Origin of the sequence: Streptomyces sp. Root1304, from assembly GCF_001426405.1 — a bacterium.
Taxonomy (GTDB): domain Bacteria; phylum Actinomycetota; class Actinomycetes; order Streptomycetales; family Streptomycetaceae; genus Streptomyces.
The window spans coordinates 720,168-738,267 of sequence record NZ_LMEP01000012.1; the positions used below are offsets into that span (position 1 = coordinate 720,168).

Sequence of the window (18,100 nt, forward strand, 5' to 3'; positions counted from 1 at the left end):
CGCGCGTACGTCATCGGCGGTCGGGGGGACAGCGCCGCCACGGGGGAAGAACGGCATCGCCATGTCGCGATGCCGGCTCATCGTGAACGTCGCCCAGGTCACCCCTGCCTGCCCTCGTTCGCTGTGAAGGATGCTTTCCTTGCGGTTCAAACCGGGGTTGTTCCACTCTCGATCACGCTTGTCCACGACTCTCACCACCACCATCACGTCCGTCGCCGCCCTGGCCGTCCTCGGTGGACTGGCCGTCCGGCCCGACCTGGCCGCGCCCGTGGCCGCGACGGTCGACTCGTACGACGGCTACGACGCCAAAGCCGCCCAGCAGTTGCGCGAGGACCAGTGTGTGGGCACCGAAGCCCTGCGCGCGGGCGGGCCCAACATGTTCGGCCTCGCGCAGAGCGCCCTGACCCTGCCGCCCGACCAGCTCCACAAGCAACTTGAACGCGACCTGTTCAACGACAAGACCCCGCTGCACGCGGCGCGCAACGCGGACATCGCTCTCACGGAGCAGTGGCTCGACAAGGTCGCGAAGCAGGGGTACGCGTGGTCCAGTGCCGCAAACCTGGACTCCTACCCGAACGAGCCGCAGGACGCGGACAAGGTCTTCGACAAGACCGGACTGAGCCCGTGGCTGTCCCAGGGGTACTGGTCGTCGATCGACGTGCTCAACCCGTTCTACGACTCCTCGCCCACCGCTGATGACAAGACGAAGGCCGCTGCGCTCGCGATCGGCAACCCGCTCTACACCGATGCGGGGACGCCGAAGGAGCAGGAGGCATGGACGCTGTGGAAGAAGAACTCCGGGAAGGTCGAGCCCAACCAGTACTTCATTCCCCGGGTGTTCGCCGATGACGCCCGTATCTTCCTCGCCTCCGGTGGCTTCCCCCGTACGGCTCCGGAGCCGGAAAGCCCGGAGTTCCGGATCGCGGTCGAGGACCTGAAGGCCCGTTTCGGGGCTTGTGGTTGGCACGACCCGATCGACCCGAACCGCGTCCTCGGCAAGCAGGTGGCGCAGGCGGCGGCCGAGTGGCAGCAGGAGATCGCCGGCCAGGCCACGCAGCGGCAGCAGATCCTCACCGCAGGCAAGGGAGCCGGGAAAGCGCTACAGGACGGCACGTACGCCCTGAGCATGCTTCTGGGTCAGTCGTGGCTCGCCGACTACTACACCCGCTGGCAGGACCACTGGACCCCCGGTGGCGTGGGCTGGATCGGCAACGGTTACACGGTGATCCAGGTGCCGGGCGCGCCGGGCATGTGCCTGGACGTGCAGGGCGGCGGCAAGACCAACGGCACACCGGTTCAGATCTTCACCTGCAACGGCGGCGCCGCGCAGAAGTGGGAGCTCGAGGGCGGCGAGGAGGACCTGCACCTCCGCAACGTCAACTCGTTCAAGTGTCTGGACGTGGCCGGGAACGGGTCGGCCAACGGCACGAAGATCCAGATCTGGGACTGCTACGGCTCCAAGGGGCAGTCGTGGAAGGGCGACGTCCGCGCCGCCTCGCCCCTGAAGAGCCTGACCACGGGCAAGTGCCTGGACCTGAGCGCGTTCACCAAGAGCACGGACACACGGCTGTGGGACTGCAAGGGCACCAGCGCGCAGAAGTACCTGATCAAGCCGACCGGCGAGAAGGGCGCCGGCAGCACCCCCTACCCGGTCAAGGCACAGTTCGACGCGGCGAAGAAGGGCCTCACCGACGCACAGGCCGCCGCGAAGACACACCTGGCCGCGATCAAGGCCCAGCTGGAGAACGCCAAGAAGTCGGCCGTCGCCTCCGACGCGGCGGTGCAGGCCGCGTACGGCATCGCGGACACCGCGGGTGCCCCCCGTGGACGCGGTCTTCTGGTCGGACAGCAGAAGGCCCAGATCACGAAGGGTGCCGTCGCCGCGCTGACGGCGATGGTCAAGGCCGGCGAGACCGCGGAAGCCGCCACCAGGGCCGCAGCGGCTGACAGCGCGACCATCACACAGCGCGCCGTCGCCCAGACCGCGCAGGTCAACGCCGAGTTCCGCAAGGAGGCCGCCCGGACCGCCGAGGTGCAGGCGAAGGCGGCGGCCGACGGGGCCAAGCTGCACCGCGACAACGCCAAGAAGGACAAGGAGACGGCGGAGGCCAAGCTCGCCCTCGCGCTGAAGGCCGAGGGCGACGCCAAGGCCGCCGCGGCGGAGGCCCACGCCAAGCGGCTGGCGGCCGAGTCCGAGGAAGCCAAGGCGAAGGCGGAGAAGGACACCGCTGCCGCCAAGCAGAACGAAGCGGCCCAGCACAAGCAGACCGCAGAGGCGGAGGCACTGAAGGCCGAGGAGGCCAGAAAGGCTGCTGAGTCCTCAGAGTCCACTGCGGTGGAGAAGAAGAACGCCGCCGTCAAGGCTCGCGACAACGCCAAGGCCAGGCGCGACGACGCCTGGGAGGCCGAGCAGCGGGCCGACGCTGCCCGTGCCAAGGCCGATGCGAAGGAGGCGTACGCCCAGGCCCACGATTCCGACGGTTACGCCAAGGAGTCCCGGGAGGCGGCCGACGCGGCCTCGGCGCACGCCGACGACGCGGAGGCAGCGGCCGGACGGGCGCGCGGCGAGGCCGACGCGGCGACGCGGGCGGCGGCGGAAGCGGACGCGGCGGCCAGCCGTGCCGAAGCGGCCGCCAAGCGGTCCCGCGCACACGCGGACGCCGCCCAGGCGGCGAAACTGAAGGCCGACGCGGCGGTGCGGACCGCCACGAGCGCCGCCGCCGACGCCCTCGTGGCGAGCGACCACGCCGCCGCCGAAGCCCGTACGGCGGTCGCGCTGGCCGACGAGGCGGAGCGCAAGGCGAAGGAGGCCAAGAGCCAGGCGGACGCGGCCTCGAAGGAGGCAGCGACCGCACGTGCAGCGTCGGCGAAGGCCGCCGGGTTCGCCTACGTCACCGCCCAGGCGGCGGCGGAAGCCGGTGCGGCGGCCGCGCAGGTCGCCAAACCCGCGAACGACGCCATCCAGCTCGGCTCCCCGTACGTAGCCACGGACACCACCGCGGGTCTGGTGGTCCTCACGGGCCAGGCGTCGAAGACGATCGCCGAGCAGCAGAAGGCCGTCGCCGACGCCCACGCCAGGAACGCGCTGGCCGAGGCGGCCGCCGCCAAGAGCCTCGCCGACAAGGCCACGGGCGATGCCAAGCAGGCGTACGTGCACGCCGCCAACGCCGCCGGGTACGCGGCGGACGCCCGCGGCTACGCCAAGGAGGCCCTCGGGTATGCCGCCGAGGCCGCCGACGCGGCGTCGAAGGCCAGTGCGTCTCTGGCCCGCACTCTGGAGTACGACCGGAAGGCCGCCGAGGACGCGGCTGCCGCGGACAAGGCCGCCGGGCGCGCCGAGGGGTACGCCCGCTCGGCCCGCGAATCGGCCGACCAGGCCGCCCTCGACGCCGAGGGCGCCCGTCAGGCCGCCTCTCGGGCCGAGCAGTCCGCCAAGGACGCGCGGGCGGCGGCCGAACGAGCCGACACCGCGGCGACCGAGGCCGAGCAGGCCGCCAAGGACGCCCTGAAGTACGCGGAGGAGGCGCAGGCGGCGGCCGACCGGGCCGAGGCCGAGCAGAAGAACAACTCGATCGCGAACGGCTCCACCACCGGTGTCGGCGGAGTCTTCTACGTCGTCGACAAGATGGTCCCTGTCGGCGAACCGGAGATCAAGAAGAAGGAGAACTGCAACGTCATCGTCCATGTGGGCGACTGCGTGATGACCGCCGTCATCACCTTCGACGCCTACATCGACCTGTACCTGTGCACCGCTGAGGGCATGCCGGCGACCGAGACCGGCTGCCCGCCGGACGCCACGGTCTTCCTCGGCTCCGACGTGCTGAAGGACCAGAAGACCGAGGTCACGCACACCCTGTCGATGGCCGAGTTCAACGAGGGCATCGACCCGGTGAAGATCCTCCTCGGTGACTTCATCGAGTGTGCCCAGAAAATCGCCCCCGGCGGTGCGTCGGGCAGCTGGGCCGGGTGCGCCTGGGCCGCGACCTGGTTCATCCCCGGCAAGGCGTTCAAGGCGATCGGGGACGCGCTCCACGCGCTAAACGCCTCCCTGCACACGGGTGTCGGCGTCCGCGAGGCGTTCAACGTGCTGCGGGCCCTGGACCTCGACCCGGCGACGATCGCCCGGCTCGAAGACACCGTCAACGTGTACGAGGACGTATTCGTCGCCTGCGAGAGGAACAGCTTCCCGGGCTCTACCCGGGTCCTCATGGCGGACGGCTCGCACCGCCCGATTCGCGACGTACGCGTCGGTGACCGGGTGCTCGCCACCGACACCCGGACCGGGAGCCTGCGGGCCCAGGACGTGACGGACACCTTCCGTCACGACACCGAACGTCTGGTGGACATCTCCGTCGCGGGCGGCCGGCTCACAAGCACGATCGGGCACCGGTTCTTCGTCCTCGACCGCGGCTGGACGACGGTCGCGGAGCTGCGCATCGGCGACCGGCTGCGCACCCCGCAGGGCACGATGCAGACCGTCACCGCACTGCGGGACCGGTCGGGCCTCGCGCCCCGCACGGTCTTCGACCTCACCGTCGACGGACCGCACACGTTCTACGTGCGTCCGCAGGGAGTGCGGGTCCGGGACGTTCTTGTCCACAACTGCACCAACCTCATTGCGGACGAGGGCATCCTGGACGCGCACACGCTGAAGGACCACGTCAACAAGAACAATGCTGAGATGCAGGCCAAGGCCGACGGATCGGTCGGCGGTGTCGCGGGCAGGTGGACCAGCAAGGAAAAGGCCGAGAGCGCCGTCCAGCAGGCCATGGAGGAGTGGATGAAGCGTCCGGGCAACGCCCAGAGGCTGGTGGACTGGCGGAACAAGCAGGCGAACAAGCTGGGAAAGGGCGGCCGGTTCGACCCGCGGACCGACCTCCTTCCGATCGAATGGCAGCTCAGGAACGAGGGGTCGCTCGGGCAGGTGTGGCGCAAGGGCGGTGACAAGGACGCCCCCGAGGCGGCGAGCAACAGCGTGCAGATCATGCTGAGGTTCGCGCCGAAGGTGCCTAACCAGGGGCAGCACACGCTGAAGTACGTCGTCTACACGTCGTACCCCCTCCCGAACAAGTAGCACGATGATCACGGGGCGGGCGCCCCGCTCATGGAGTGGGGTGCCCGCCCCGTACAGGAGGTTGGCGATGGCTCGCGCGCGCGAGGTCTACTACTACGACTACCCGGGCGACTTCGGACTCAGTGGCCTTGCCGGCACGCTGTGCTCCCGCACGGCGCTCCGGCTCGACGGGCCGGTGGTGCTCGCTCTCGCCGGGGCGCAGGCGGATGATGACGACCGTCGGCTCGGCCGTGACCTCCGGCTCCTGCTGGACTCTCCGCTGCCGGACGAGGTGCTGCGTGCCGTGTGGCTCGCCGCCGTACGTCGCTGCATCGATCCCGCCGAGGAGGACACGGAAACGCGGGTGTGGCTGCGCCGCGTCTCGGAGGTGTGCCCTTCCCTCGCGCCGGAACGGGACCCGTACGAGGTGAAGACCCTCGACGCGGCCCGGCCCAGGGTGCCGGAGGAGGAGTTGCGCGAGGCAGTCGCGGCGCAGATCGACTCGGCTGCGCCCGGACTCGCACGCCACGTTGCCGTTCCGGGCATCGGTCCGGCACTGCTGCGGGTGGTGCGCGAGGCGGACGCCGATCTCGGGTTCCGGATGCTCCTGAGGACGCTCAAGGCGTACTCCGTGCCGGTCGACGAAGCTCTGTACGCCCGGCTGCGCAGCACCGGCGAACGACTGGCCTACCCCTTGGCCGCCGTCCAGGAGGACCTGAACGTGCGCTGGCCCCCGATCGACCCCGGTCGACGCGACTTCGCACTTGGCCGGTTCGGCCTGCCGTTCGTCGCGGCCGTGTTCCGGGGGACGGAGTGGGAACACCTGGGCACGGTGAGAGAGAACATCCGGAGCGTCATCGACGGCGACCTGGGTTGCGTCCCGGGCTCTTCGGCGGCGGTGCTGCTGGAGGACGTCCAACGGCTCCTCGGGTCGCCCCTTTCCGATGAGGAGATCACCGCACTCTGGCGCACCGCGGCACGGCGTCAGTACGTCGATGGCGGGTTCGACGCCGAGGGCCGGGCGTGGCTGGAGAGGCTCGCGCTGGAGTGCAGCGAACGGCTGGCTGAAGTGGACCCCGTGTACACACCGTTCCTGTCCCCCGCCCGCACCGATCTGACGGAGGCTGTGCTCCGAGAGGTCCGGGCGGCGACAGGCGTCGACGTGGCCGAGGCGCGGGGCGTGGCGCAGGTGCTGGAGGACGTGGTCAGGACCGTCGATCCCGACCTGGGATTCCGCTTCCTCCTCCAGCTCCTCACCGCGTACGACCTCCCTGTCACCGACGCCCGGCGCCGGCGCTACGAGGAACTCGCCGAACGGCTCGGCTACAGCCGGGATCACGTCGACGACCGGCTGCCCCACACCCAGGCCTGACGGTCACGCCCCCGTCAGCACCGCCCGCAGCTTCCGTACGCCCGTCTTCCACTCCTCGCCGTCCGACTCCTCCCAGAGTTCGAGGAGTTCGGAGGGTTCGGTGAGGATGCGGTCCAGGGCCGCGACGGCCTCCTGGCGGAGTTCGGCCGGGAGGGGCGGCAGGGGTTCCTTCGGGCCGTAGGCGGTGGTGACCGGGTCGCCGCCCGGGCACTGGGCCGCGACCAGGGCGGCCGAGGCGATGGCCTCCACGGCGACGTCCGAGTCCACGTCCTCCTCGCCGGACTCCCGCACCTCGCGGAAGGTCGCGCCCAGCACCTCCGCCTTCTCCTCCGCCGGGGCCTTGTCCACCCGGTAGGAGAAGTCGGCGGCCGTGTCGTTGTCGAAGGGGCCGATGTCCCAGGTACCCATGGCGTGCTCGCTCTCTCCGTGCTCGGTCGATCAGCTGTGTCCCCAGGGTGGCAGGTGCCACTGACAACGCCGGTCCGATGTCGGAGCTGTGTGCAACTCCGGGGAATTGCATCCCATGCGTGAATCCGGGGCGTCTGAGCTGGGGACCTGCGGCCTCAACGTGCCTCCTGGTGGCGGGGAGTGCAGGTCGTTGACCTGCACTCTTGCCGGGTCATCCAGGTGATCCGGCTGCTCAACTGGCTCCACGTCCAAGGCCTCGGACTCGGCTCCTGCACCCAGGACCTCCTGGACGTCTGGCTGGACGACCACCCCGCCCGCGGCCCCCGCGTCCACGGCTTCCTCGTCTGGACCAGCCGAAAGGGCCCGCACCCGCAAGCTGACCGTCGACATTCCCCCCTCGTCGTTCACCGGGCAGCTCATCGCCCATGACGCCCGGTGGCGCCTGGTCGACCGGCTCATCCACGACCACGAGATCACCGACAAGGCAGCCGGACTTCTTGCCCTGCTGTTCGCCCAGGGGCCCTTGCGTATCGCCGCCCTCACCGCCGCCCACGTGGAGTTCAACGGCGACGAGGTGTCTCTCCGGCTCGGAAGGGTCCCGGTCCAGATGCCCCCGCCTCTGGACGGCTGCCTGCGAACGCTTCACGCCGAGGCGACGGCCCGGGACACCGCCGCAGAGCGCTGGCTGTTCCCCGGCCGGTTCCCCGCTCAGCACCTCAGCTCCGCCTCGCCGGCGGTATGCGAAGCCCGGCCGGCGGGCCAGTCAGTGGGGTCCGGAGAGCAGCGCGTTGAGATCCGCGAAGGGGATGCCTTGGGCGAGGGAGTCGTAGCCGCCGGTACCGAAGAGATCCTGTGCGGCGGAGCGCGCGGCAGCGTAGGCGGCCTGCGCTACGCCCGAGCCGAGACTGACGCGAGCCACTCCGAGGGAACCGAGCTCGGCAGCGGTCGGGGTGCCGGGGCCGGCCATGACGTTCAGCGGTACGGAGATGTCCCTGGCCAGTGCGGCGATGGTGGCGGTGTCGGTGACGCCGGGGACGAAGATGCCGTCCGCGCCCGCGTCAACGTACAAATGCGCCCGGGCCAGGGTTTCCTTCAGCCGGGTGTCCGGGTCGCCGAGCCCGAGCAGGAAGGTATCGATACGGGCGTTGAGGAACAGATCCGCGCCGGCCCGGTCGGCACTCTGCCGGGCTGCGGCCAGCCGCGCCGCGAGCTCTGCCGGAGGCCGGGCGCCGTCCTCGATGTTGACGCCGACGGCACCCGCCGCGAGGACCCCGGAAACGGTCTCGGCAACGCCGGCGGCATCCGTCCCGTACCCGCCCTCGATGTCAGCGGTGACCGGCACCGCGACGGCAGTGACGATCCGGGCGATCAGCTTCAGCGCCCGGTCGCGGGTAAGGACGTCGCCGTCTGGAGCCCCCAGCGACCAGGCGACACCGGCGCTGGTGGTCGCGATCGCGGGGGCGCCCGCGGCCTCGATGACGCGGGCGCTCGCAACATCCCAGGCGTTGGCGAGCGCGAGGGGTTCAGCTGGGGTATGCAGAGAGCGGAAGAAGCGGGCATTATCCGGCTGCGTGATGGTCATGAATGCAGTCAAACATCGACCATTGTCCATCTTCTGGCGAGAATCCGACACGAACGTAGCTTCACGCTTGAGCAGGCCCGGAGCGCGCTCGGCGAGCAGGTCGGTGACCGCGGTGGTGTAGGCGTGGGCGGTGGACTCACTGATCCCGAAACCTGCGGCGATCTGCGCCAACGTGATGTGTCACTCCGCGAGCGCATGCGGCACGTCGAGTGCGGCGGGATGGATGGCCAACGAGGCCTCCAGGGCTGCTTGGTTGAGACGTCAGGCATCTCCATCAGCAACCCAGGGGCCTCGCCTGTTACGCGCCCTCAGCCGTCACGCGATCGGTGCCCAGACTGAAGAAGCGCAGTGACGAGGACGAGGAACGTTTTGGCGTCATCCATCGGTCAGCTGCTGGATGGCCTTCAGTGCCTGACCGGCTCCGTTCTCGGTCACCAGATGGTGCGCCGCTTTTGCGGCGGCTCGACGGTGTGTCTGCCGCTTCACTACTTGGTGAAGTGAGTCGGCAAGCCGTTCGGCGGTGAGTGATCGGAAGGGGATGGGGTCGGTGGCGGCGCCGATGGCGGCAAGTCGCGCCGCCCAGAACGGCTGGTCCGCGGTCACCGGTACGGTGACCGCGGGCACTCCAGCGCGCAACGCGGCGGCCGAGGTGCCGGCCCCGCCATGGTGGACCACCGCGGCCAGCCGTGGAAACAGCAAGGCGTGCGGTACGTCCCCGATGGTGAGCACGTCGTCCCCGTCGGCGGCGAGCCCGGCACTGCCGGCTTGGAGGATGCCGCGCAGCCCGGCGCGGCGCAGGGCTCGCACAGCTATCTCGCTCAGCCGCTCCCCGTCACCGGCAGCCATGCTGCCGAAGCCGATGAGGACGGGCCGGGGCCCGGCACGCAGGAAGTCCTCCAGATCATGAGGCAGCCGTTCGGCCGCATCGTGATGGGGCCACCAGTTGCCCACGACCTCCAGGCCAGAGCGCCAGTCGGAGGGACGAGGCGCCAGGGCCGTACTGAAGCCGTGCAAGATGGGCCAATTCGCCTGTTCCTGTCGTCGACGCATCTCGGAAGGTGAGGCCGGGGGCAGCTGGAGGCGGTGGCGCAGCTTTGCGGCAGCCTGTTCGTAGACACGGTCGGCCATCCGCAGTGCGAAGCGTCCGGTTGCTCGGTTGGCGAGACGGCCCAGTGAGCGGGAGCCTGTGACGACGGGCGGGAAGTCGCCGGTGGGCGCGGTGGGCTGGAGGTACACGCCGAGGCTCGGTGTGCCCGTGGCCTCGGTGAGGTGCCAGCCGAGCGGAGCCGTGGTGGTCGACAGCAGGAGCAGGTCCGTGTCATCGTCCATCACGTCGGCGAAGCCCTGGCCCAGTTCGGTAATGAACGCGGCAGCGGTGCGCATGAGTTCGCGTCGGCCTGTGACGCTGCCACGTACCCGTGTGTCGGCGGGGAGGCTGCGAAATTCCAGCCCTGCGTCGCGTACGAGGGGTGCGAAGGTGTCTGTGGTGGCGAGGGCAACGTCGTATCCGGCCCGGCGCAGTTCGGCGCCCAGACCCGTGTAGGGCGCGACGTCGCCGCGCGATCCGGCCGCGGCGATCAGGATCCTCATTGGTTCTCCTCGGAATCGGTACGGCCACCTGCGTGGCGGTCCGCGTTGGCGTGAACCGCCTTGCGCGTGTAGGCGGCCAGACCCGGGCGCTGCTGCGACGGCGGAATGACCAGAGCGAATGCGCGCGGATCGGCGACGAAGTCGTCCGCGATGCGCCGGTGCATGTCGGGCGGGCAGGAGGTGAACCATCGCGAGATGTGCAGGCGGTGCTCCTCGGCGAGGTCCATGGCCCGCTCGCCGTTGGTCAGCTCCCCCTCGTCGAAGGCCGCGAGCAGTTCCGCGCGCCAGGCGGCGGCTTCGCCCATGAGCCGGCGCCAGTCCTCTTTGCTGTGAGCAGCCGCGCGCGCCATCGCCTCGCGCTGTCCCTCCGAGTGCGCCCACTTGAGTTCTGCCTCGGTGGCATAGCTCAGGTCGAAGGTGATCTCACCGAAGACCTCGAAGCGTTCCTGAGGAGTCAGGGACACCCCGGTCTTCTGGACCTCTATCGCCCGTTCCGCCACCTCGGCCAGCCGCTGCAGCCTGGCGATCTCCTCACTCAGCTGCCGCTGCCGGGCCCGGAGCCGCTCCAAGGGGTTCGCCTGCGGATCCTCGAAGATCGTGGCGATCTCGTCGAGAGGGAAGCCGAGCTCACGGTAGAAGAGGATCTGCTGGAGACGGACCAGGTCAGCCTCACTGTAGAGCCGGTATCCGGCGTGGCTGCGGTCACTGGGCGAGAGCAGCCCCGCCTTGTCGTAGTGATGCAGTGTCCGCACCGTCACCCCGGCGAAGGCCGAGACCTGCCCCACGGAGTAACTCATCCACCTGCCCTTCCGTCGGTACCCAGCCTCAAGCCTGACGTAAGGGGAGGGTCAACTCGCGCTTTCTGGGCCTCGGAGGTGAGGACGGAAAATACTCACCGGCCCGCGAGCTACGGCCCATTGAGCTTTCAGGTGGGCCACCGCACTGCCGGCTCCCCCACCCAGCAGGCCGTGACCTGGGCGCCGGCCATGACCCACGCCCCGTCGAGCGCGGCGTTGCCCGCCTCAAGTTCTGGAGGATCTTCCGTCGGCCCGCTGCAGCCCGAACCGCATGACGTCAATTGCCCTCCGTGACGCTGCTCGCCCGACGCGACGTGCTGACCCACGACCTGGGCTCGGCCCCGGAGGACGTACGGGCCTCCCTGGACGCGCTGCCGCCCGACCCGCTCGGCGCCGGCCGGCTCGTCCTGCTGACCCGGGAACTGACCACGGACTTCCACCCGGCCGAGCAGGACGGCGAACCCCAACCGGTCCTCCTCCTCGAACACGCCGCCGGTCCGCAGGCCACCCCCCCCAGGACCTGACCACCCTCTTCGACGAAGGCGAAGCCACCCTGGCCGTCGTGAACGCCGAGCCCGTGCCCGGCGGGGCCTGGGGCTGAGCCGCCCCGCACGTCTACCGCGGGGAGGGAGACGACGCCGTGCGCTCCACCCAGTAGCTGTGGTTCGGCCAGTGCGGGTCCTCCCAGCGGGCGGGGCCCGCCAGCCCCAGGAGCCGTATCCGGTGGAGCAGTTCCTCGTGGCCGTCCTGGGGGCGAAGCCGCGTGGGGACGTGCCGGACGAGCCAGGCGGCGAGCTCGGCGCGTACGGCTTCCTTGTCGTCGAGCCACCACCCGTCCCAGGGCAGCTGGTCGCCCAGCAGGTCGTACTCCCAGCCGTCGGCGGTGTCGGCCAAGTGTCGGTCGGCGACCTCGTCGTCGAGTTCCTCCCAGGCCGCGAGCCACGGGCCGGGCGTGGTGGACGCCTCGGTGCACAGGGCGAGGAGTTCGTGGACGGGAACGGCGGGAGCCGGGTCGGTGAGGCTGTGGGCCCACCACGCGTGCAGGAACTCCTCCACCGCCGCGGCCTGGGGCGCGGGCCACTCCTGCCAGTGGCCGCGAGCGAACGAGACCCCCACCCGTTCCATGCCGAAGAAGGGCTCCACGAGGCCGTCGACCAGGGCCCGGGAGAACTGCGGCAGGATGCGGCGCAGCACCGCGCCGTGGTCGCTCCAGTCGGGGGCGCTCCAGGTGCGGTAGAGAAGGTCCGGGTCCAGCTCGACGTCCGGGACCTTCAGCAGGGCCAACTCCTCTTCACTGCCCCAGTGGCAGTCGCACTGGACCTCGTCGCCGCGGGCGGTCATGCCGCGGAAGGTGACGGCCAAGCCGTCCAGGGCGCGGTCCAGTCGGATGCGTGCGGGAGCGTCGTCGACGTTCGTCATAGCCGGTGCGGGCCTCACGGGACTCCGGACGGCCTCCGCCGGCCGAAGATCCCGACCTTACCCGCCGCCCCCGCCGCCGCCGTCACCGAGTCCGCCGTCACCGGCCCTCCTCCCGTAACCCACCCCGTATCTGACCTTCCGTCAGAATGGAACGTGTTCTAGTCTGCCGCGCATGGGCATCGCCATCACGCATGAACAGCGGGAGCTCGCCCGGGCCGTTCGGGGCTGGCTCGGCCGGGCCGTACCTTCCGAGGAGGTGCGCAAGCATCTCGACGTTCCCGACGCCGCCGTCGGGCGGCCGGGCTACTGGGACGGCGCCGCCGGGCAGGGGCTTCTCGGGATCCATCTGCCCGAGGAGTGCGGGGGAGGGGGCGGCGACCTCGTCGACCTCGCCGTCGTCGTCGAGGAGGCCGCCCGGGCCCTGCTCCCCGGGCCCTTCCTCCCCACCGTGCTCGCCGCCGCCGTGCTGCACCGCGCCGGGCAGGCGGAACTCGCCGCCGCCCTCGCGAGCGGGGAACGCGTCGGCGCCGTCGCCTTCGGCGGCACCGGCACCCTCACCGCCGTCCGCACCACGAGCGGCCACCTCCTCGACGGCACCGCGCCCCCCGTCCTCGGCGGCGCCCAGGCCGACCTCCTGATCCTGCGGGCCGCCACCGCCGACGGCAGCGTCTGGCTCGCCGTCGACGCCGACGGCCTCACCGTCCGGCCCCACGAGAGCGCCGACCCGACCCGCCCCACCGCCGAGATCACCGCCCGCGCCGCGCACGTCCCCGCCGCCCGCGAACTCACCCTCGGTGGCGCCGAAAGCGCCACCGGCCACATCGCCGCCGTCACCGCGCTCGTCCAGGACCTCGCCGCCGTCCTCTTCGCCGCCGACGCCTGCGGCACCGCCGCCCGCGCCGTCGACACCGCCGCCGAACACGCCCGTACCCGCGAACAGTTCGGACGGCCCATCGGCCAGTTCCAGGGCGTCAAGCACCTCTGCGCCGACATGCTCGTGCGGCTCGAACAGGCCCGCGCCCTCACCTGGGACGCCGCCCGCGCCGCCGGCCCCGGCGAGGACGAACCGGAAAGCGGCCCCCGCTCCCTCACCGCCGCCCTCGCCGCCGCCACCGCCCTCGACACCTCCTACAGCTGCGCCAAGGACTGCATCCAGATCCTCGGCGGCACCGGCTTCACCTGGGAGCACGACGCCCATCTGCTGCTCCGGCGCGCCCTCGTCGCCCGGCAGCTCCTCGGCACCGGCGACCACCACCGGCTCGCCGGGCTCCGGCACGCCGTCGCCGGGGTCCGGCGCGGCCTCCGTCTCGACCTGCCGCCCGAGGCCGACGCGTACCGGACGGCGGCCCGCGAGGCCGTCGCCCCCGCCGCCGGACTCGACCCGGCCGCCGCCCGCCGCGCCCTCGTTCCCACCGGGTACGCCGCCCCGCACCTCCCGGAGCCGTACGGACTCGGCGCCGGGCCGCTCCAGCAGCTCGCCGTCCAGCGGGAACTGGACGAGGCCGGGATCAAGGTCTCCGGGCTCGGCATCGCCACCTGGGTCGTGCCCTCGCTCCTCGCCCACGGCACCCCCGCCCAGCAGGAGGAGCACCTCGCGCCGACCCTGCGCGGCGAGCGACTCTGGTGCCAGCTCTTCTCCGAGCCCGGCGCCGGCTCCGACCTCGCCTCCCTCCGCACCCGCGCCGAACGCACCGAGGACGGCCGCTGGCGGATCAACGGCCAGAAGGTGTGGACGAGCGCCGCCCAGTGGGCCCACCACGGCATCCTGCTCGCCCGTACCGACCCCACCGCCCCCAAGCACCAGGGCCTCACCTACTTCCTCGTCGACATGCGGAACACCCCCGGCATCGACATCCGGCCGCTCAAGGAGATCACCGGGGACTCCCTCTTCAACGAGGTCTGGTTCGACGACGTGCTCCTCCCCGCCGACGCCGTCGTCGGCGAGGTCGACGACGGCTGGCGGGTCGCCCGCAACACCCTCGGCAACGAACGCGTCCACATGGCCGACCAGGTCGCCTTCGACACCGGACTCGAAGCCCTCATCGAGCGGGCCGCCCCGCAGGACAGCTCCGTACGGGTACGGATCGGCGCCCTGCTCGCCGAGGCGCACGCGCTCGCGTGCATCGGCCTGCGCACCACCCTGCTCCAGGTGTCCGGGCTCGAACCGGGCGCGGGCGCCAGCGTCCGCAAGCTCGTCCAGACCCTCCACCAGCAGCGGCTCGCCGAACTCACCCTCGAACTCCTCGGCCCCGAGGGCGCCGTGCGCGAGGGCCCGGGCGAGCGCGCCGTCCACGGACTGCTGATGTCCCGCTGCCTCACCATCGCGGGCGGCACCACCCAGGTACAGCTGAACGTCGTCGCCGAGCGGCTGCTCGGACTGCCGCGAGACTGAGGGGGAACAGAAGATGAGCAAGGCGTACGTGGTCGGCGTCGGGATGACCAAGTTCGAGAAGCCCGAGACCCGGGACTGGCAGTACTGGGACATGGTCAGGGAGGCCGGCACCGCGGCCCTCGCCGACGCGGGCGTGCCCTACGCGCGCGTGGAGCAGGCCGCCGTCGGCTACTGCTTCCAGGCCTCCACGGCAGGACAGCGCGCCGTGTACGAACTCGGGCTGACCGGCATCCCCGTCTACAACCTCAACAACAACTGCGCCACCGGCTCCACCGCCCTCATGACCGCCCGCCAGTTCGTCGAGGGCGGCATCGCGGACTGCGTCCTCGCCGTCGGCTTCGAGAAGATGGCCCGGGGCTCGCTCGGCGGCGGCGGTTCGGCCGGTGCCGGGGACTTCGCGACCTCGCCGGTCGCCCGGCACTACGGCATCATGGCCGCCGCCCACGGCTTCGAGATGTCCCCGCCCACCGCGCAGATCTTCGGCAACGCCGCCCGCGAGCACATGGAGCGGTACGGGACGACCGAGGTGCAGCTCGCCGCCGTCGGCGCCAAGAACCACCAGCACTCCGCGAACAACCCCAACGCCCAGTTCCAGGACGTCTACACGGTCGACGAGATCCTCGCCGCGAAGACCGTCCACCGGCCGCTCACCAAGCTCCAGTGCTCGCCCACCTCCGACGGCGCGGCGGCGGCCCTCGTCGTCTCCGAGCGCTTCGTCGACGAGCACGGGCTGCGGGACCGGGCGGTGGAGATCGCCGCGCAGGCGATGACCACCGACACCGGGGAGTCCTTCGCCTCCGGCTCCTGCATCGACGCCGTCGGCCGCCCCATGTCGCGGGCCGCCGCCCGGCAGGTCTACGAGCGCTCCGGCCTCGGCATCGAGGACGTCGACGTGATCGAGCTCCACGACTGCTTCTCCATCAACGAACTCCTCACCTACGAGGCGCTCGGCATGTGCGAGGAGGGCGCCTCCGGCAAACTCGTCGAGTCCGGCGCCACCACGTACGGCGGGCGCTGGGTCGTGAACCCCTCCGGCGGCCTCATCTCCAAGGGCCACCCGCTGGGCGCGACCGGCCTCGCGCAGGCCGCCGAACTCGTCTGGCAGCTGCGGGGCGAGGCGGGCGCCCGGCAGGTCTCGGGGGCGCGCGTCGGGCTCGCGCACAACATCGGGCTGGGCGGTGCGGCGGTGGTGACCCTGCTGCGGAGGTCGTAGGACCGAATCCCCATGTACGGGGCGGAGCAGGTCTGCGACCATGACATTCATGCCGCAGACCGACTCCGCCACGAGCACCTCCCCGACCTCTTCCCCACCGTCGGCCCGTTCGTGGGCGGTCGTCGCGACCGCCTGCGCGGGCCAGTTCCTCGTCGTCCTCGACGTCTCCGTCGTCAATGTGGCGCTGCCCTCGATGCGGACCGACCTCGGGCTCTCCGAGGTCGGGCTCCAATGGGTCCTCAACGCCTACGCCATCGCCTTCGCCGGCTTCATGCTGTTCGGCGGGCGGGCCTCCGACCTCTTCGGGCGCAAGGCGATGTTCCTCCTCGGTCTCGGCCTCTTCACCGCCGCCTCGGCGGTCGGCGGCGTCGCCCCGGAGGGCGCGTACCTGATCGGCGCCCGCGCCGTGCAGGGCCTCGGCGCCGCCGTCCTCGCGCCCGCCACCCTGACCCTCGTCACCGAAGCCGTCCCCGCCGGGGCCGCCCGCACCCGGGCCATCGGCACCTGGACGGCGGTCGGCGCGGCCGGCGGCGCGGCGGGCGGCTTCGTCGGCGGCCTCCTCGTCGACCTGCTGTCCTGGCGCTGGGTCCTCCTCATCAACATCCCCGTCGGCGTCCTCGTCCTCGTCGGCGCCCTGCTCTGGCTCCGCGAGTCCCGCCCCGGCACCCACCGGCGCCTCGACCTGCCGGGCGCCGTCCTCGTCACGGCCGGGCTCGCGGTCCTCGCGTACGGCATCGTGCAGACCGAACAGGCGGGCTGGACCGCCCCGGCCACGCTCCTGCCGCTGCTCGGCGGTCTCGCGCTGCTCGGCGCGTTCGTCGCCGTCGAGGCGCGCACGGCCGCCCCGCTGATGCCGCTGAAGATCTTCCGCAACCGGGCGGTGACCGCCGCCAACACGGCGATCCTGCTGTGCGGTTCGAGCTCCTTCGGCATGTGGTTCTTCATGACGAACTACGCGCAGAGCGTCCTCGGCTACACCCCGCTCCAGGCGGGCCTGGCGCTGGTCCCCAGCTCCCTCAGCGTCATCCTGGGCTCCAAGCTCGCCCCCCGTCTGATGCCGACGGTCGGCTCCCGGAACCTCGCCGTCCTCGGCGCCCTCATCGCCGCCGCCGGCTTCGCCTGGCAGTCCACGCTCACGGCCGACGGCACCTTCCTCGGCACGATCCTGGGCCCCGGCATCCTGATGATGGGCGGCATCGGCCTGGCCACCACCCCGCTGGCCGCCCTCGCCACGTCCAGCGCCTCCCCGTCCGACGCGGGTCTCGTCTCGGGCCTCGTCAACACCTCCCGCACGATGGGCGGCGCCCTCGGCCTCGCGATCCTCTCGACGGTCGCGGCGGCGGCCACCCCGGCGGTCGCCGACTCCGCCGTCCTCGGCACCCCGGACGGGTCCTCCCTGGTCCCGGGCTACGCGACGGCCTTCCGGGTCTCGGCGGCGGTCCTGATCGGGGCGGCGGCGCTGATGTACTTCTGGCTCCCGAAGGGACAGGGCGGCCCGGAGCGCCCCGCCGCGTAGGCCGCCGGGGAGGACGCGGGGGCCGCCGGCCCTTCAGGACCGCCGTGGCCCGCTCGACCGGTCTCGCCGGGCTATGTGTGCGGCGTTCCCGGCCCAGCGGGGTCCGTCGTCCCGGTGAGTTCCGCGAGGACCTCTTCCAGCCAGCGCACGTGGGTGACCAGGGCCCTGTCCTTGCTCTCGTGGACGTGGTCCAGGATGCGGGCCATGCGACGGGGATCCAGGCCCGGCAGCCAGGGCTCCTCGCGCATGTCCCGGGCGCGGAAGCGGTCGAGCTGGGCGCGGCGTGCCTCCAGCTCGGTGCGGACGAGGGCGATCCGCTCCTCCTCGGTCACGAAGACGGAGAGGAGGTAGCGCGTCGGGAACTCGGGGTCGCCGAAATCGACCGGCGGCTCGTACGGCTCGGCGAGGCGGGCGCGCAGGACGCGTTCGCCGGTGGCGGTGACGCGGTAGACCTTGGAGTCCGGGCGTCCCTCGTTCCGCTCCACGTCGTACGTCAGCCAGTCGTCGGCGGTCATCCGGGCGAGGGTGCGGTAGATCTGGCTCTGCTGGCTGGGGAGCCGGCTCATACGGCCCATCTCACTGCCCAGCCAGCGCTTCAGGTCGTACCCCGTACAGGGACGCATCGCCACGAATCCGAGCAGAACGTGCTCGAACTTCATCTCTCTCCTGTCACCTTTCGGCCGCGAATTCATAGGTGACTAGTCACCTATGGCACTCGACATCTATGCTCGCGGCGCCCACCGCCGGGCCTTCCTCTG

The 18,100-nt window shown here is 71.4% G+C and carries 12 protein-coding genes and 1 pseudogene; 6 read left to right on the forward strand and 7 right to left on the reverse strand.

Translation table 11 applies throughout. The annotated features are described in order from the left end of the window. Window positions 1-178 precede the first annotated feature (178 nt). Window positions 179-5,074, forward strand: coding sequence for an RICIN domain-containing protein (locus tag ASD33_RS16145; protein WP_347232286.1), 4,896 nt, complete (start codon window positions 179-181; stop codon window positions 5,072-5,074). Window positions 5,075-5,141: 67 nt separating this feature from the next. Continuing rightward, window positions 5,142-6,425: a hypothetical protein gene (locus tag ASD33_RS16150; protein WP_056559588.1), complete on the forward strand. Its 1,284-nt coding sequence runs from the start codon at window positions 5,142-5,144 to the stop codon at window positions 6,423-6,425. Between the two features lie 3 nt (window positions 6,426-6,428). Here ASD33_RS16150 and ASD33_RS16155 read toward each other — a convergent pair whose 3' ends face one another. The 5 genes and pseudogenes from ASD33_RS16155 to ASD33_RS16170 all read right to left on the reverse strand — a co-directional run bounded on the left by ASD33_RS16155 (window position 6,429) and on the right by ASD33_RS16170 (window position 10,802). Then, entirely contained in the window at window positions 6,429-6,833 is a 405-nt protein-coding gene (locus ASD33_RS16155; RefSeq protein WP_056559591.1) for a DUF4259 domain-containing protein, read from the reverse strand. A gap of 763 nt (window positions 6,834-7,596) precedes the next feature. Next, the gene (locus tag ASD33_RS16160; RefSeq protein ID WP_347232290.1) at window positions 7,597-8,445 is read right to left on the reverse strand and encodes an isocitrate lyase/phosphoenolpyruvate mutase family protein; all 849 of its coding nucleotides are present in this window, start codon (window positions 8,443-8,445) and stop codon (window positions 7,597-7,599) included. A 36-nt stretch (window positions 8,446-8,481) separates the two neighbouring features. Then, a pseudogene (locus ASD33_RS35005) lies at window positions 8,482-8,592 on the reverse strand (transposase family protein); the annotation flags it as partial. Between the two features lie 198 nt (window positions 8,593-8,790). Then, entirely contained in the window at window positions 8,791-10,005 is a 1,215-nt protein-coding gene (locus tag ASD33_RS16165) for a glycosyltransferase (RefSeq protein ID WP_056559594.1), read from the reverse strand. Further along, window positions 10,002-10,802, reverse strand: coding sequence for a MerR family transcriptional regulator (locus ASD33_RS16170; RefSeq protein WP_056559598.1), 801 nt, complete (start codon window positions 10,800-10,802; stop codon window positions 10,002-10,004). The genes ASD33_RS16165 and ASD33_RS16170 overlap by 4 nt, the downstream gene beginning before the upstream one ends. A gap of 290 nt (window positions 10,803-11,092) precedes the next feature. Here ASD33_RS16170 and ASD33_RS16175 point away from each other — a divergent pair, with 290 nt between their 5' ends. Beyond that, window positions 11,093-11,326: a hypothetical protein gene (locus ASD33_RS16175; protein WP_157870044.1), complete on the forward strand. Its 234-nt coding sequence runs from the start codon at window positions 11,093-11,095 to the stop codon at window positions 11,324-11,326. Between the two features lie 91 nt (window positions 11,327-11,417). Here ASD33_RS16175 and ASD33_RS16180 read toward each other — a convergent pair whose 3' ends face one another. Then, window positions 11,418-12,221, reverse strand: coding sequence for a hypothetical protein (locus ASD33_RS16180; RefSeq protein ID WP_056559604.1), 804 nt, complete (start codon window positions 12,219-12,221; stop codon window positions 11,418-11,420). 172 nt (window positions 12,222-12,393) lie between these two features. Here ASD33_RS16180 and ASD33_RS16185 point away from each other — a divergent pair, with 172 nt between their 5' ends. The 3 genes from ASD33_RS16185 to ASD33_RS16195 are packed head-to-tail and all read left to right on the forward strand — an operon-like array spanning window position 12,394 to window position 17,342. After that, on the forward strand, window positions 12,394-14,613 hold the full coding sequence (locus ASD33_RS16185; RefSeq protein WP_056559607.1) for an acyl-CoA dehydrogenase: 2,220 nt from the start codon (window positions 12,394-12,396) through the stop codon (window positions 14,611-14,613). A 13-nt stretch (window positions 14,614-14,626) separates the two neighbouring features. Further along, a complete protein-coding gene (locus ASD33_RS16190; RefSeq protein WP_056559609.1) occupies window positions 14,627-15,826 on the forward strand; it encodes a lipid-transfer protein in 1,200 nt (399 codons plus the stop codon). Between the two features lie 49 nt (window positions 15,827-15,875). Then, complete coding sequence (locus tag ASD33_RS16195; protein WP_107103726.1) at window positions 15,876-17,342, forward strand: MFS transporter; 1,467 nt, start codon at window positions 15,876-15,878, stop codon at window positions 17,340-17,342. Between the two features lie 71 nt (window positions 17,343-17,413). Here the strand turns inward: ASD33_RS16195 and ASD33_RS16200 are convergent, their stop codons facing one another. Beyond that, a complete protein-coding gene (locus ASD33_RS16200; protein ID WP_056559615.1) occupies window positions 17,414-18,001 on the reverse strand; it encodes a PadR family transcriptional regulator in 588 nt (195 codons plus the stop codon). Window positions 18,002-18,100: the final 99 nt, after the last annotated feature.

Coding starts and splice junctions, on each gene's coding strand:
- ASD33_RS16150 (WP_056559588.1), top strand. CDS start 5,142: ATGGCTCGCGCGCGCGAGGTCTACTACTACGACTACCCGGGCGACTTC.
- ASD33_RS16155 (WP_056559591.1), bottom strand. CDS start 6,833: ATGGGTACCTGGGACATCGGCCCCTTCGACAACGACACGGCCGCCGAC.
- ASD33_RS16160 (WP_347232290.1), bottom strand. CDS start 8,445: ATGGACAATGGTCGATGTTTGACTGCATTCATGACCATCACGCAGCCG.
- ASD33_RS16165 (WP_056559594.1), bottom strand. CDS start 10,005: ATGAGGATCCTGATCGCCGCGGCCGGATCGCGCGGCGACGTCGCGCCC.
- ASD33_RS16170 (WP_056559598.1), bottom strand. CDS start 10,802: ATGAGTTACTCCGTGGGGCAGGTCTCGGCCTTCGCCGGGGTGACGGTG.
- ASD33_RS16180 (WP_056559604.1), bottom strand. CDS start 12,221: ATGACGAACGTCGACGACGCTCCCGCACGCATCCGACTGGACCGCGCC.
- ASD33_RS16185 (WP_056559607.1), top strand. CDS start 12,394: ATGGGCATCGCCATCACGCATGAACAGCGGGAGCTCGCCCGGGCCGTT.
- ASD33_RS16190 (WP_056559609.1), top strand. CDS start 14,627: ATGAGCAAGGCGTACGTGGTCGGCGTCGGGATGACCAAGTTCGAGAAG.
- ASD33_RS16195 (WP_107103726.1), top strand. CDS start 15,876: ATGCCGCAGACCGACTCCGCCACGAGCACCTCCCCGACCTCTTCCCCA.
- ASD33_RS16200 (WP_056559615.1), bottom strand. CDS start 18,001: ATGAAGTTCGAGCACGTTCTGCTCGGATTCGTGGCGATGCGTCCCTGT.